At 68.4% G+C, this 14,622-nt stretch carries 10 protein-coding genes, 1 pseudogene and 1 CRISPR repeat array; of the genes and pseudogenes, 3 read left to right on the top strand and 8 right to left on the bottom strand.

What is annotated here, in order from left to right:
• Positions 1-213 precede the first annotated feature (213 nt).
• A CRISPR array of direct repeats spans positions 214-1,116; the repeat unit is 36 nt; unit sequence GTCCCCAAGCACACAAAAACCGCGCCGGATTGAAAC.
• A 128-nt stretch (positions 1,117-1,244) separates the two neighbouring features.
• Entirely contained in the window at positions 1,245-1,973 is a 729-nt protein-coding gene (locus ACFHWS_RS23730; RefSeq protein ID WP_416569108.1) for a hypothetical protein, read from the top strand.
• Positions 1,974-2,605: 632 nt separating this feature from the next.
• Here ACFHWS_RS23730 and ACFHWS_RS23725 read toward each other — a convergent pair.
• The 4 genes and pseudogenes from ACFHWS_RS23725 to ACFHWS_RS23710 all read right to left on the bottom strand — a co-directional run.
• Positions 2,606-2,746 (bottom strand): annotated as a pseudogene (locus tag ACFHWS_RS23725) (ABC transporter); the annotation flags it as partial.
• Between the two features lie 29 nt (positions 2,747-2,775).
• Positions 2,776-3,621 (bottom strand): DUF4097 family beta strand repeat-containing protein, encoded by an 846-nt coding sequence (locus tag ACFHWS_RS23720; RefSeq protein WP_416569107.1) that lies wholly within the window; start codon positions 3,619-3,621, stop codon positions 2,776-2,778.
• A gap of 93 nt (positions 3,622-3,714) precedes the next feature.
• Positions 3,715-4,251: a YlcI/YnfO family protein gene (locus ACFHWS_RS23715; protein WP_416551688.1), complete on the bottom strand. Its 537-nt coding sequence runs from the start codon at positions 4,249-4,251 to the stop codon at positions 3,715-3,717.
• 166 nt (positions 4,252-4,417) lie between these two features.
• Entirely contained in the window at positions 4,418-7,957 is a 3,540-nt protein-coding gene (locus tag ACFHWS_RS23710) for a ThuA domain-containing protein (protein ID WP_416569106.1), read from the bottom strand.
• 384 nt (positions 7,958-8,341) lie between these two features.
• Between ACFHWS_RS23710 and ACFHWS_RS23705 the strand changes: the two genes are divergently transcribed.
• Positions 8,342-10,366: a cellulase family glycosylhydrolase gene (locus ACFHWS_RS23705; protein ID WP_416569124.1), complete on the top strand. Its 2,025-nt coding sequence runs from the start codon at positions 8,342-8,344 to the stop codon at positions 10,364-10,366.
• Between the two features lie 148 nt (positions 10,367-10,514).
• A complete protein-coding gene (gene cas6, locus ACFHWS_RS23700) occupies positions 10,515-11,342 on the top strand; it encodes a CRISPR system precrRNA processing endoribonuclease RAMP protein Cas6 (RefSeq protein WP_416569105.1) in 828 nt (275 codons plus the stop codon).
• A 141-nt stretch (positions 11,343-11,483) separates the two neighbouring features.
• Here the strand turns inward: cas6 and ACFHWS_RS23695 are convergent, their stop codons facing one another.
• The 4 genes from ACFHWS_RS23695 to ACFHWS_RS23680 form a co-directional block, all read right to left on the bottom strand.
• Complete coding sequence (locus ACFHWS_RS23695; RefSeq protein ID WP_416551685.1) at positions 11,484-12,152, bottom strand: C39 family peptidase; 669 nt, start codon at positions 12,150-12,152, stop codon at positions 11,484-11,486.
• A 447-nt stretch (positions 12,153-12,599) separates the two neighbouring features.
• A complete protein-coding gene (locus ACFHWS_RS23690) occupies positions 12,600-13,529 on the bottom strand; it encodes a hypothetical protein (protein WP_416569104.1) in 930 nt (309 codons plus the stop codon).
• Positions 13,519-13,818 (bottom strand): RNA polymerase sigma factor, encoded by a 300-nt coding sequence (locus tag ACFHWS_RS23685; RefSeq protein WP_416551680.1) that lies wholly within the window; start codon positions 13,816-13,818, stop codon positions 13,519-13,521. The genes ACFHWS_RS23690 and ACFHWS_RS23685 overlap by 11 nt, the downstream gene beginning before the upstream one ends.
• A 141-nt stretch (positions 13,819-13,959) precedes the next feature.
• Positions 13,960-14,583: a response regulator transcription factor gene (locus ACFHWS_RS23680; RefSeq protein ID WP_416551678.1), complete on the bottom strand. Its 624-nt coding sequence runs from the start codon at positions 14,581-14,583 to the stop codon at positions 13,960-13,962.
• Positions 14,584-14,622 lie beyond the last annotated feature (39 nt).

The raw sequence follows: 14,622 nt of genomic DNA, 5'->3' as shown, positions 1-14,622 counted from the left end.
CAGGGAGGTGATTGGTCCGGAATGCCCGTTGCGACAACCCCCGACACGCCCGGGATCCGGGGTAGGTTGGCGGAAAGATCCCAAAGTGAACATGAGCTGCGAAAACATGGTCTTCGGAGATCATCTAGCCACTTCTCAAGATCATGATCAACAGGAGGTTGCCCTCAGGGGCCCCTGTTTCCGCAGGTCAGACCGCCCGACATTTCGGACACGGTCCCCAAGCACACAAAAACCGCGCCGGATTGAAACTAACCTGATTGCATTTCGCCACTTCCTCTCGGTGTCCCCAAGCACACAAAAACCGCGCCGGATTGAAACCGTCGCGACGACGAAGATGACGACGGTGACGGTGACGGGTCCCCAAGCACACAAAAACCGCGCCGGATTGAAACATGCCATAATTGCGATTAGCATTATGGCATACTGAAACGGGTCCCCAAGCACACAAAAACCGCGCCGGATTGAAACCTTGTTGCAACCTCAACCTGCATTGGCAGCGCCAATGTCCCCAAGCACACAAAAACCGCGCCGGATTGAAACTCGCTGTGTTAACTATTACTATAAGCAACCACACTGTCCCCAAGCACACAAAAACCGCGCCGGATTGAAACCAGGCTAGTCCACGGACGGCGGGACGGGGTTCGCCACGTCCCCAAGCACACAAAAACCGCGCCGGATTGAAACCCCAATAAGGGTGGCACGAACATCCAAAAGCCCAGTCCCCAAGCACACAAAAACCGCGCCGGATTGAAACGATCTCGCCAGGGCCATCCTGTGTGTACAGCAGATACGGTCCCCAAGCACACAAAAACCGCGCCGGATTGAAACGCTGAACTCAACCTCGTACACGTGACCCTCGGTGCACGTCCCCAAGCACACAAAAACCGCGCCGGATTGAAACTGAAGAGCAGCCAGCTCCGCGATGGCTTCCTCCTCAGGTCCCCAAGCACACAAAAACCGCGCCGGATTGAAACCTCTCGTCGCTCTGAGAGAGGCCTTAGCGCTAAGGGTCCCCAAGCACACAAAAACCGCGCCGGATTGAAACTACAACCGTCACGAAGATTGCGACTGTCGTGTCGAGTCCCCGAGCACACAAAAACCGCGCCGGATTGAAACCAGCGCGATGGCCCCGCGTCGTTTGGTAGGCACGTGGGTACCCGGACAGACGGAAACCGCACCGGATTGACGGCACGTTGTCTTATCAGGAGTTCAATCGGCCTGCAGCTCTACTCGCTGGACACAAGGTGAAGATCGCTTATCTGATTCTTGCGACGCTGGCCGGTCTTGTCGGTGCCGTGTTCGGTTCGTGGCTGGGCTGGCAGACGGCAGGGCCGACCACCGACACGGCGGCAGCCCGGCAGGTGGCCGCTGTCGCGTTTCCCGGCGTCGGGGCGGGTGAGCCGACCCGGAACGGTGACCGGCACGGATTTCCGCCGGTCAGCGAGGCGGTCGACCGGCTCACGGCTGCCGGTTGGGATGCCGAGCGATTCCGCGCCAACGGCGACTACGACGCTTTCACGGCGACCCGGGACGGTGTCGCCGTGCGTCTGTCTGCGCGGGACGCCACGCGCTTCGTGATCGACGTTGGCCGCGCGCGGCCGTGGTGGGTCTGGCCGCTGGCGGTCGCCGGATTCCTCGTCGCCCTGATCACCACGTTGCTTGCCCTCCGGCAGCTCGATGCGCACACCAGCGGACGCGCCTGGGTCCGAGTCGTCGCCGTCTCCTTGCCCGGAGCTGCCGCCGTATTGGGCCTGCCCGCTCTGGCGGTGGGTGGGCTGGCCGCCAGTCATGCAGCGATCACCGGCGGCGACCCGTGGGCGCCGCCGTGGCTCGGCTTCACGATGGTCGGCCTGCGCCCGATGGCGTGGCTGGCCGGGCTGCTCACCGTCACGGCGGTCCTCGTCGCCGCTGTGTCACCGACGCGAACGCCGGCGACCGGCTGTGAGCGAGGTGCCGCGTACTCGAGCCAGTAAACCCCATGATGCTTTCGTGGCTTGATGCCTCGGGTGCATCAAGATGCACCTGAGGCATCAAGCTCGACCAGTGATCCCCACCCGATGAGGTGACACTGCGCTATCTGGCAGAGCGCAAAGTCACCGACGGTTTACGGAGACCGGCGACCCAGGCCAGCACCCGCTGGCCCACCAACGCACCGCAGCCGCTGCCCTGCGCGAGCTGGGTCGGCGGCAAGCCTAGAGGCCGCCCAGGTTCGGCGACTGCTCGCACCACTTGACATCTCGCCCTGCTGAAGCAAGGAGATTCAACCCTCACGGGTCGAGTCTTCTGCTTCGCCGACCACAGCCGACCCGAATCAACGGCAAGGGACGGGGTACCGCCCATCGGTCTCACCCAGTCTCCGCAGGAACTGGCGGCGGCCAGCCACTCGACCGGTCAGCACCGAGCCGCGGGCGATGTGCATCGTACGGAATCGGCTGATGATGCCTTCGGTCATGTCCATGGCGATCGGGATCGCGGCCCCTGGACGATGGCCGTCACGGTCATCAGGAGGATCACCGGTGCAACATAGTTGACGTACACGGCACGCCCCGCCGGCCCCGCCACCGGGAAGCGTCCCGCCGGACCTCGTCGCGCCGAGTTCGCCGAGCCCGGCGCCGTTCGCGCCGAGCAGCGAGAAGACCGTTCCCGCCGGTACGTGCAGGTCGATGCCGTCGAGCACGACGTGATCGCCGTACGCCTTGCGGAGCCCGGTGGCGGCGATCGCCGGCCGGGGCTGCGTGGAGGTCATGGTGTCCCTCTCTTGGAGCCAGGAGTGGGTCAGGAGCGGCGGATGGTGATGTCGCCGTAGGAGACGCGGCCGCGCACCTCGACGGTCTCGTCGGCGTCGTCGGGTTGGGTGGCGGTCTCCAGCAGGTTGTGGACCTTCCCGAAGTCGGTTTTCACTTCCAGCCAGGCGGCGGTGCCCTCGGCGATGCCGACGTCCAGGTTGCCCATGGCGGTGCCGAGCACGACCGAGCCGCGCGCCACCTCGCCGAGGCGGATGCTGCCGTTGGACGTCTTCGCGTCGACGCCGGCACCGGCCCGTTCGACGCGGATGTCGCCGTTGGCCCCGCGCACCCGTACGTCGCCGGTGACCGCGTCGATGGTGGTCTCGCCGTTGGAGTTCTTGACCACGGCGGTGCCGTCGATCTCGCCGATCTGGATCGTGCCGGAGCCGGTGGTGATCCGGGCGTCGCCGGTGACGCCGTCGACGGTGACGTGGCCGGCCGAGGTGTCCACCCGCAGCGGGCCGGTCAGTTCCAGCCAGGCATGTCCGGCGGCGGTCCTGACCCGGCACTGCCCGAGCCGTCCGGTGCACCGGACGTCGCCCAACTGCGTCTCGGCGGAGACCTGGGAACCGCTGGGCAGTTGGATGGACACCTCGACGGACCGGGTCCGGCGGGAGAAGTCGAAGGCGGGTGACTTCGGGGCGGTGACCCGCAGGGTGCCGTTGGCGTAGTCGACGCGTACCCGGGCGGCGGCAGCCACGTCGGAGTCGTCGGCTGTGTCGCTCGGGCGGACCTCGACGACGGTGTCGGTGCGCTCGGTCGCGGCGATCTGTACGTTGCCGCTGCCGAGTTCGAGGGTGACGGAGATCGGTTCGGGCGTGTCGAAAGTAGGCATGGTTCTCCCCGCATCATGGGTTGGTGGGCCGTCCCCGCAGGTCGGGGACGTGAGGTGTGGAAGGTGGACGGTGGACCGGGAGGGGCGGTGTGGCTAGCGCACCCAGCCGGTGAAGGCTTGCGTGCTGCGTTTCCCGGTGCCGCGTTCGTCGCGGCGCCGGTCCCGGTCGGACCGCTGCAGACCGGCGGCTGCCGCCCGGACCAGCCAGGCGTTGACCGAGCGCCCCTCCTTGGCGGCGGCCTCCTCGACTGCGGCCTTGAGCTGCTCGGGCAGGCGTACGTTGATCCGCGTCACCGGGCCGTCCTCGGTGATCAGCAGGTCGTTGTCGGGTGGACCATCGACCGTCGCCGCGGCGTCACCGGTGGTGGTGGGTCCGGTCGGTTCGACCGGTGGCGTGGTGACGACGAAGTGCGGGTCGCGGCCGCGTAGCCGCAACTCCACCGAGCCGGGCGCCAGGTCGCGGGTGATCTCGTCGGCGGCGGCCGACAGCGCGTCCAGCAGTGTCATCCGGATCGCCGACTCGAGCGACCCGGTCAGGCGCTCGACCAGTGCCCGCGCCTCGTCTCCGCCGCTTTCGGCGAGGGTGGCGAACTCCCGCCCGAGGTTGCTCACGTACGACGTCAGGTCCATGACGCCATCATGGCACAGGATGGCACCATCAACAAGCCACCTTGGCATCAAAGTGATGCCAATCCGGCACCTCGCGGCACCCTGATCCGAAGAAGTGACGCTGCCGGCCGACAGGCGAAAGCCGCGCGGCGCCCACTAGCTGGTGGGCGCCGCGCAGCCTCGTTGATCAGCTGGCGGTGCAGCTCAGCGACGACACATTGGTTCCGTTGTTGCCCGAGCCGATGAAGCCGAACGTCGTGCTGGCTCCGGCGCCGAGCGACCCGTTGTAGGAGACATTGCGTGCGGTCACGTTGGCACCACTGGACGTGACGGTTGCGCTCCAGGACTGGCTGACGGTCTGTCCGCCGGTGAACGTCCAGGTGACCGTCCAGCCGCTGATCGAGGCCGATCCGGCGGTGACCCGTACCTCACCCTGGAAGCCACCTTGCCACTGCCCGATCACCGAGTACGCCGCCGAACACGACGACCCGGTGGGCGGTGGCGTGGTCGGTGGTGCCGTCGTCGGCGGTGCAGTGGTAGGCGGCGCCGTCGTCGGTGGTGCGGTCGTCGGTGGTGCAGTGGTCGGCGGTGCAGTGGTAGGCGGCGCCGTGGTGGGCGGAGCGGTTGTCGGCGGCGGTGTCGTGCCACTACTGCGGAAGGTGAACTCGTCGACGTCGAACAGGTAGCTGGAGCCGCCGGTGAAGACGAGGAACAGGTTCTGCGTACCGCTGGGTGGGGTGAGCGTGCCGGTGACGGTGGTCCAGGTATCCCAGTCTCCGGTCGGGCTCACGGTGGCCGTACCGATGACGGGTCCCGACGCCGAGCCGGTCCGCAGCGAGATGGTGCCGCCGGAGCCGGCGGAGGCGACCCGGGCGGTGAACGACGTGGCCCCGGCCAGGTTGTACGGGGTGAACGAGATCCAGTCGCCGTTCTCGATGTAGCCGACCGCGCTGCCGCCGTGGGCGGAAACCTTCTCCACCAGGGTGGTGCCCTGCTGGTCGCCATAGTGCTCGGCCTGGCGGGTCCGGGGCTGCAGCACCGTCTGCGCCGAGGTCACCGGGATGGTCTCGCCCACCGGGGTGTACTCGGCGATCATGACTCCGAAGATGTTCGCGTTCGGGTCGTGTTCGCCGTCCTCGGTGGTCTGCAGGGTGCCCGAGCAGCCGGTGGCGCTGGAGATGCCATGGGCGTGGCTGTCGTGCCCGAGCAGATAGTTGACCTTCACCCGGCTGCAGTCGATGGTCGACGCGTCCGGGTCGGTGACCGTCACCTCGAACGGGATGGCGTCACCGAACTCGAACAACCGGCCGTTGCGCGGTAGGTCGAGGGTGACCGTCGGCCGGCCCACCCCGATCACCACGCTCGCGGTGGCGCTGCGGCCGGTGCTGTCGCGCACCGTGAGCGTCGCCGTGAACTCGCCGTTGCTGGTGTACGTGTACGACGGGTTCGGCTGCGTCGAATCGGTGCTGCCGTCCGTGGTGAAGTCCCACGCGTACGTGATGGCGTCACCGTCCGGGTCGCTGGTCCCGGCCGAGCTGAACTGCACGGTCAGGGGCGCGTTGCCGGCGGTCGGGTCGGCGGACGCGGCGGCGATCGGCGATCGGCCGCCGCCGGAGCTGTACTCGATGCGGTACACCGCCGAGCTGGCGTCACCGCTGCCCCAGCCGGTGCCGTAGTCGAGCACGTAGAGGGCGCCGTCCGGGCCGAACTCCAGGTCCATCACCTGGGTGCCGGTGTAGTCCGGGAACGGGTCGATCGAGCCCACCCCGCCGGAGCCGGTGACCGTGACCGTCTTGATCCACCGCCGGCCGAACTCGCCGATGAACACCTTGCCGTCCATCGACGCCGGGAACTTCACGTCGGAGGCGAGCGAGGCGTCGTAGTTGTAGACCACGGCGTCCATCGGTGACAGGCTGCCGCAGCACAGCTCCGGCGGGTTCTGCTCGCCACCGTACGGCAGCCAGGCCCGCTGCGACGGCGGCAGCTGGGTGATGCCGGAGTTGTTCGGGGAGTTGTTCACCGGCCCGCCGGAGCAGTTGAACGGTGCGCCGGAGGGGCCGGACGGGAACGTGAAGTCGATGTACGGCGTGTTGTAGTTCGAGCAGTACGGCCAGCCGTAGAAGCCGGGCTGGGCGATGCGTTCGAACGCGACGTGGTTTGCCGGCCCGCGGTTGGGGTCGGCGGTGCTGGCGTCCGGCCCGTACTCGCCGAGGTAGACGACTCCGGTCGCCTTGTCCACCGACATCCGGAACGGGTTGCGGAAGCCCATCGCGTAGATCTCCGGCTTGGTGTTCGCCGTGCCGGCCGGGAACATGTTGCCGGCCGGGATGGTGTACCCGCCGTTGGCGCTCGGCCGAATCCGCAGCACCTTGCCCCGCAGGTCGTTGCTGTCGCCGGCGGTACGCTGCGCGTCGTACGCCGGGTTGCGGTTGGACCGTTCGTCGATCGGCGTGTAGCCGCTGGAGTCGAACGGGTTCGTGTCGTCTCCGGTCGACAGGTAGAGGTTGCCGTCCGCGTCGAAGTCGATGTCACCGCCGACGTGGCAGCACATGCCCCGGCTGGTCGGGACCTGCAGGACCGTCACCTCCGACGACCGGTCCAGGGTGTGGTCGGCGTTGACCGTGAAGCGGGACAGCCGGTTATAGCCGTTGAACGGTGCGAACTGCGCCGCCGAGCCGGTCGACGGCGCGTCGCCGCCCGGAGTGTTCAGCGGCGGCGAGTAGTACACGTACACCCATCGGTTGGTGGCGAAGTTGGGGTCCGCCTCGATGCTCTGCAGCCCTTCCTCGTCGTGGGTGTACACCGGGATGGTCAGCGCCACCTTGGTGTTGCCGGCCGCGTCGGTGTAGCGGATGGTGCCTTCGCGGGAGGTGTGCAGCACGCCCCGGTTCGGCAGCACCGTCATGCCCATCGGCTCGCCGACCTCGGCGACGCCCTTGGCCAGGGTGACCTCGCTGTAACCGGGGGGTGTCTGGCCGGTCGAGCAGTTGCCGGTGCCCTGCGCGGCGTACTGGATGCCGCCCAGCACGTGGCTGCGGAAGTTCGCGTCGCTGAAGCTCTCGTTGGTGTGGCCCATGCCGGTGTACCAGGAGCGGCCACCGTCGTAGCCTCGGCACCACGCGATCGGGTGGTCGCTGCCCATCGTACCGCCGGTGTACGTACTCTCGTCCACGGTGGCCAGGATGTGGTTGTCCGAGCGTGGGTTGGTCCGGTAGTTGTACCACTCGTCGTAGCGGTTCCACGCGGTCGGCAGCCCGGCGGTCGAGGGGTGCGAGTTGTCCTCGATCCGTACGGTGGCGTTCTGGTTCGCCGGATGGCTGGCGAAGTACGCGCCGACCAGGTCGCCGTACCACGGCCAGTCGTATTCGGTGTCGGCCGCGGCGTGGATCCCGGCGTAGCCACCGCCGCCTCGGATGAAGCTCTCGAACGCCGACTGCTGGCTGGCGTTGAGGACGTCCCCGGTGGTCGACAGCCAGATGACCGCCTGGAACCGGGACAGGTTGGCGGTGGTGAACTGGCCGGCGTCCTCGGTGGTCTCGACGGTGAAGTTGTGCTGCGCGCCGAGCTGCTCGATGGCGGCGATGCCGGCCGGGATCGAGTCGTGCCGGAACCCGGCGGTCTTGCTGAAGACCAGGACGGTGAAGTCCGCCTGGGCCTGGGCCGGCGCGGCGCTGAAGCTGATCGTGGCCAGCACCATGACCAGGCAGAGGGCCAATCTTCGGAACATGATTCGGGAGCTCGCTTTCTGTCGTGACAGGTGCGGACAGGCGTGCGCCGAATCACGCCGCAGGGGATCGACTGGAGCGGGGACGCTGGCTGGCGATGCTCGAGCCACACGCGCACCACGGGCGGGCCCGCCAGGGCGGCCCTGCTCACCTTCGCCCGGAGCGAAACACGATGCCGGCTCCAGGTCACCGCGTCGCCATCGAAGGCCGTCGTTGCGACCCTATGGGAGCCACAAAATGGAAGTCAATGAATCTGTCGCAGCCAGACATGCCCCGGCGGCACGCCCGCCGGGATCACGTCCTTCCATTTCGACCTTGGTACGTCGTAACCTCTGTCGATGGAAGCGCTCCCACGACTGCCCAACCCACGACAGGAGAACCTCTACATGCCGTCGATACGGATACGGTGGGCCGCCACAGCGGCGGCCGGCCTGCTACTCGGGGCGGCCGCCGCCGTCCCGACCATCCCCGCCACGGCAGCCGCCGCCCCACCGGCTGCCCTCACCGGCACATCAGCCACCGAATCAGCCGCAGCCGCTCAGGCCGTACCGGCGAACGACTGGCTGCACACCGATGGGAACACGATCGTCGACGAGGCCGGCAACCAGGTGTGGCTCACCGGGGCCAACTGGTTCGGCTACAACGCCACCGAGCGGGTCTTCCACGGCCTGTGGTCGGCCAACATCGAGGCGGTCACCCGCGCGATGTCCGAGCGTGGCATCAACATCGTCCGGGTGCCGATCTCGACCCAGCTGCTGCTGGAGTGGAAGGCCGGCCAGCCGCTGGCCCGGCCCAACATCAACGCGTACGTCAACCCCGAGCTGGACGGGCTGAACAACCTGCAGATCTTCGACTACTGGCTGGACCTGTGCGAAGAGTACGGCCTGAAGGTCATGCTGGACGTGCACAGCGCCGAAGCGGACAACTCCGGGCACACGTACCCGATGTGGTTCAAGGGTTCGATCACGCCGGAGCTGTTCTACCAGGGCTGGGAGTGGGTGGCCGAGCGCTACCGCGACAACGACACGATCGTCGCGATGGACATCGAGAACGAGCCGCACGGCACCCCGAACGATCCGCAGCGGGCCAAGTGGGACTCCTCGATTGACCAGGACAACTTCAAGCACGCCTGCGAAACCGCCGGTCGGCGGATCCTGGCGATCAACCCCGACCTGCTGATCCTCTGCGAAGGCATCGAGGTCTACCCGCGCCCGCACGCCGACTGGGACTCCCCCAACACCAACCCGGACCGCAGCCCGAACTACTTCTACAACTGGTGGGGCGGCAACCTGCGGGGCGTCGCCGAGCACCCGGTCGACCTGGGCGCCAACCAGGACCAGCTGGTCTACTCCCCGCACGACTACGGCCCGCTGGTCTACGAGCAGCCGTGGTTCCAGGGCGAATTCGACAAGGCGTCGCTGACCGAGGACGTGTGGCGGCCCAACTGGCTCTACATCCACGAGGACGACACCGCGCCGCTGCTGATCGGCGAATGGGGCGGCCGGTACGGCCAGGACGCCCGGCAGGACAAGTGGCTGCACGCCCTGCGCGACCTGATGATCGACTACGGCATCCACCACACGTTCTGGTCGCTGAACCCCAACTCCGGTGACACCGGTGGCCTGCTGCTCGACGACTGGACCAGCTGGGACGAGGTCAAGTACAACGAGGTGCTCAAGCCGGCGCTGTGGCAGCACGACGGCAAGTTCGTCAGCCTCGACCACCAGGTGCCGCTCGGCGGTGCCGGTTCCACCACCGGGATCAGCCTCGCGCAGCGGTACAGCGACGGCGGCGGGGACGACGACGTGACCGCGCCGACCGCCCCCGGCCAGCCGACCGCCAGCGACGTCACCGCCGAGACGGTGACGTTGACCTGGGCGGCGTCGACCGACAACGTCGGCGTCACCTCGTACCAGGTGCTGCGGTCGACCGGCGGTGCGCCGGCCACCCTGGTCGCCACGGTCTCCGGCACCACGTACACCGTCTCCGGACTGACCGCCGAGACCAGCTACACGTTCACGGTGCGGGCCCGCGACGCCGCCGGCAACGTCTCGCCGGCCTCACCGGCGCGGACGGTCACCACCGCGGCCGACGACGGCGGCCCCGGCGACGACGGCTGCACCGCCACCTACACGGTGACCAGCAGCTGGCAGGGCGGCTTCCAGGGCGGCATCGAGGTGCGCAACACCGGCACCTCGGCGATCTCCGGCTGGACGCTCACCTGGACCAACCCGAGCGGTACGTCGATCGGGTCGCTGTGGAACGGCCGGTTGACCACGTCCGGCGAGGTGAACACGGTACGCAACGAGCCGTACAACGGGGCCCTCGCGCCGGACGCCGCCACCACGGTCGGCTTCGTCGGCTCCGGTCCCGGCACCACACCGACCGACCTGAGCTGCACCGCGTCCTGAGCAACCCGAATTCGGACCGAATCCGGACCCGATCCGCTGCCCGACCCCGACCGGGTCGGGCAGCGGATCCCCCCGGCCCGCTGGCGCCGGTCTGATTGAGTGGGGTGCACTCACCGACCACACCAGACCGAGAGGGTACGCCGGCCCGATGCCCACCCAGATCGTCGTCTCCCTGGTGCCGACCGCCGCCACGGCGGTCCCGCCGCCGCACACCGGCCCGGCCGTCTACGCCGCGTTCCTCAAAGCGGTCCGCGCCGTCGACCCGGAGCTGTCCGCGATCATGCACGACAGCCCCCGGTACAAGCCGTTCACCCTCAGCCCGGTCCTCGACGAGCAGGGCCGGCCACCGTCGGCACCGGGGCAGCCGGCCCGGATCGTGGCCGGCCTGCTGATCGACACGTACGCCGCCCCGGTGCTCGCCGCGCTGCACCACGCCGCCGGGCATCAGATCGCACAGACCCGGTACCGCACCGTCGACGTCGCCGTGCACGCGGTGTCGTACGCCGAGCTGGCCACCGGCGCCGACCCGGCCGCCACCACCTGGGCGTACGACCTGCTGACCCCGGTCGGGTTCGCCACCGGACGCGGGGACGGTGCCCGCCGCCAGCGCCCCTGGCCGGACGCGGAGCGGGTGTTCACCAACCTGACCCGGCGCTGGGACGCGTTCGCCGGGGAGGTGGCGTTGCCGACGTCGGCGGAGCCGGCGGTCGTCGACCATCTGGAGGTGGTCGACGCCCAACTGCGGATGGCCACGCACCTGGTGGAGCCGGGGCAGCGTAACCCGGAGCACCGGTTCCGCCGGGGCACGGTCGGCTCGGTGACCTTCCAGTTGGCGGAGGCGTCGGGGGTGCCCGGCGACGCGCGGCGGGCGGTCGACGCCCTGGCGGCGTTCGCCAGCCACGCCGGTTTCGGGGACCGGACCGCGATGGGCATGGGTCACGTCCGGCGCAGGCTCAGCCCGCCCCCGCAGCAGTGATCCGCTTCGGCTCATCGGCCTGCCCCGCAGCGGGTCGGGTCGACCAACCGCAGCGGATCAAGGTTAGCCGGTGACGACCGTGGGCCGGGTCTGCCGCGTACGCAGCAGACCCGGCCCACATGGTCAGGACGAGGTAGGACGTCAGTGCGAGTAGCCGCGCGTGGCGATCCAGTGCGCCAGGGTCTCGGTGCTCACCCAGTAGTGTTCGGCGCCCAGAAAGGCCGGGTCGGCGATCTTGACGGCGTCGCCGCCCTCGCCGTAGCCGACCACGGTCACGTAGTGCCCGCCCGGGTACGAGTGGGTACGGCCGTCGACGTCGCTCGCCGTACCGATGATGTTGGCCACCACGGCCCGGCCGTCGTCCACGGTCGCCCGCACGTCGTCGCGCAGCTGATCGATTTGCGCCTGGCTCGCCTTGGCAGCCTCGATTGCGGTGGTCTGGTACTTGTTGTCTCCGGTGAGCTCGTTGAGCACCCGGGTGGTGTCCTCGGCCGAATCAGTGCCGGCGACCGTGGTGCCCAGCCTGCTGGCCACCTCGTCCTGCGACAGTTCGTGGCCCTGCGCGGTCAGCGCGATCCGGGTCGCGGCCGGCCCGCAGTAGTAGAAGTTCAGCTGCCGCTCGTAGCGAGTGTCCAGCAGCCGGCCCTCGCTGGACCACCCGCCCTGGTCGGAGCTGGCGGAAGTGGTGGTGAACCTCGCGGTGTCCGAGGCCGGGGCGGCCTGGTCTGCGGCAGCCGGACCGGCCACCACACCGCCGGCTACCAGCAGACCGGCGACGGACAGTGCGGATCTGTGAAGAACGGTGGTCATCTGCGGATCTCCGTTCCGGGAGGGCGCGGAAGATCCGGGCATTGATCGTTTGGCAGAGGCCCGGACCCCGCGAACGGGACATACGGTCAGTCGGTGCCCAGCACGGCGGTCAGGGCTGATGCGACGCCCATTCCCGACCGCGCGGAACGCCCCGCGTGCGGATATCACAACGACGCGTACGCCAGCGGGACGCACCGGGTAACAACCGCAGCGGGGCGGCCGACATTCCGCCGTCCCGCCGATCAACCGGAGATCAACCGCCGATCGCCGTTCGCTCGGCAACGTCGTTGAAATCTGGTCCTCGAGCGCGAGCAGCGTCGAGCGATCTTCATGGACTCGGGGAAGCTGACCACGTACCGCCCGGTACGGTGGTAGATCACCGCGAGGGTGCCCGGAACTGCTGGGCGATGGTGTTGGCAAGATCGGCGGGGATGCCCAGCGCCAGCGTCACGCCGCCGTCGAGCCCGGCGCCGGCGGCCAGACCAGCACAGTAGTTGATGTAACCGTTGATCCCCATCGAGTCGACTCTTCCTTAATCTTGAACCCGTCGAGATTCTTGTGGACGAACTCGAAGGACTTCGCCGTCGCACCGGCAAGATTTGTGTTCACCACGACCACCTGACCCGGAAGGCTTGTCGTCAGACCATCGGATGCCAACGAATCGTTTGGCAACTCGACGGTATTCGACCACGAAGCCCGACGGCGGGAGTGGTACGTACAAGCACGACAGTCAGCCGTACCGTCGGCACCGCCGAACCGGGCGGGTCGCCCCGGCGAAGGACCAATGTCGGCGAACCGGAAGTACGTCGTGAGCGTCGCGTCGCCCAGCTCTTCGAGGATCAGCCCCCGGGTGGCGGAGTGCTGCAGGTACGCCGACGCGCTGCTGATCGCGTACGACGGTTCCCCACCGGCCCGTTCCACGACGCCGATCGAGAAGCGCTGCCGCAGCTCAGATGGCACGCAGTCCGCCGCGACAACGGTCAGCGGGTCCGCTCCGGATGCTCTGACCTGCCAGCATGCGTCGGAGTCGTCCGGATTCGGTTCGGCGGCGCGGATCCGAAGAGTCTCTGCCCCGGCCGGTTCGATGACGAACAGCCGTCGGCCCTCGGTCCCGTCGACCTCGCCCAGCGGGCCGTCGTCGAGCAGCGACACCGCCGGCTCGGACGCGTCGGTACGCACGATCGCGACCTGGCGGTCCCCGGCAGCAGCGGATCGTCCCCGACGGAGGCCGGCGCCCCAGTCGGCGCCCCAGTCGGTGATCCGGTCGGGGTGCCGGACGGCGATCCTGACGGCACGCTCACCATCGGGCCGGCCGGTCTGCCCGGCCCGCCGGGCCACGTCGCGTAGCGTCTCGTCGAATCGGTCGTCAGACGGCACGGCTCCGCCCTTCGTCGCCGCTGGTGGTCAGGTGCACGGCCAGCGCCTTGCGGCCCCGGGCCAGCCAGGTCTTGATCGTGTTCGGGCTGGTGCCGGTCTCCGCGGCGATCTCGGCGACGCTCAGGCCAACCAGGTGGTGCAGCACGACGGCCCGCCGCTGGTCGACACCGAGCCGGCGCAACGCGGCGACGATCGCGATGTGGTGGGCGGACACCTCGTCGACCTGGTGGTCGTTGACGTCGCGTCGGTGGGCACGCAGCCGATTCACCGCCTTACGCCAGGAACTCACCGCGATCCGGTACGCCGACCGTGCGTACCCAGGCTTCCGGGCTGTCGCAGTCCGAAACGTAGCGCCGTGAACAAACTCGGCCATCGCGCCCTGTCCCACGACGTGTCCACTCGTGCCGGTGTCCACCGCTGGCGCATGGACTCAGATCAGCCCGGCCCGCAGCGCGTAGGCGACGGCGTGCGAACGGTTCCGCAGTTTGAGCCGGTGCGTGACGCCGTAGATCACGTTCTTGACCGTCCGCTCGGAGTAACAGAGCTTTCCGGCGATCTCGTTGGTGTCGAGCCCGTCAGCCATCAACCGCAACACGTCAACCTCGCGTGGCGTCAGGCCAGCTGCGTTGAGCCCGTTCGGGGCGAGGACCTCGCGTTGCAGTCGCTCGATGTGCTTGAGCAGTTCGCCGACCAGGTTCGACGGCATGACCCCGCCACCGTTGGCCGCCGTCAGCACACTGTTCACCAGACGCTCCCGGGTGACCGCCGCTCTGGGCAGGATAGAGACCACCCGGCACTCCACTGCTATCAGCAACTCACTTTCGGTGATCTCGCGGAGCACGAGAACCACCGGCAGACGCGTCGCCGCAGCCGTGCGGCGCAGCATCGCCACCACGTCCACCGTGAGCTGCTCGCAGCCGAACACGAGAACCTGTGCCCCGGCCCACTCGTCGGCCGGTAGCAGCTCGACCTCCGGGCAGCAGCGCAGGAAGCTGGCGAGTCCCGCATGACTGAGCGGTTCGGAAGCCTGCAGGATCAGCTTGACACATTCCACCGTTGCCTCCCGTCGTCGTCGGTCAGCACGGAGTCTGCG

This window comes from Micromonospora sp. LOL_013 (assembly GCF_048060315.1).
In the GTDB taxonomy this organism is placed as follows: domain Bacteria; phylum Actinomycetota; class Actinomycetes; order Mycobacteriales; family Micromonosporaceae; genus Micromonospora_E.
Note: the sequence above shows the minus strand (reverse complement) of the source record. Positions and strands in the feature narration are given on the sequence as shown.

Bases quoted from the DNA above. Each gene is read 5' to 3' on its own strand.
- ACFHWS_RS23720 (WP_416569107.1), bottom strand. From the start codon at position 3,621: ATGCCTACTTTCGACACGCCCGAACCGATCTCCGTCACCCTCGAACTC.
- ACFHWS_RS23715 (WP_416551688.1), bottom strand. From the start codon at position 4,251: ATGGACCTGACGTCGTACGTGAGCAACCTCGGGCGGGAGTTCGCCACC.
- ACFHWS_RS23710 (WP_416569106.1), bottom strand. From the start codon at position 7,957: ATGTTCCGAAGATTGGCCCTCTGCCTGGTCATGGTGCTGGCCACGATC.
- ACFHWS_RS23705 (WP_416569124.1), top strand. From the start codon at position 8,342: ATGCCGTCGATACGGATACGGTGGGCCGCCACAGCGGCGGCCGGCCTG.
- cas6 (WP_416569105.1), top strand. From the start codon at position 10,515: ATGCCCACCCAGATCGTCGTCTCCCTGGTGCCGACCGCCGCCACGGCG.
- ACFHWS_RS23695 (WP_416551685.1), bottom strand. From the start codon at position 12,152: ATGACCACCGTTCTTCACAGATCCGCACTGTCCGTCGCCGGTCTGCTG.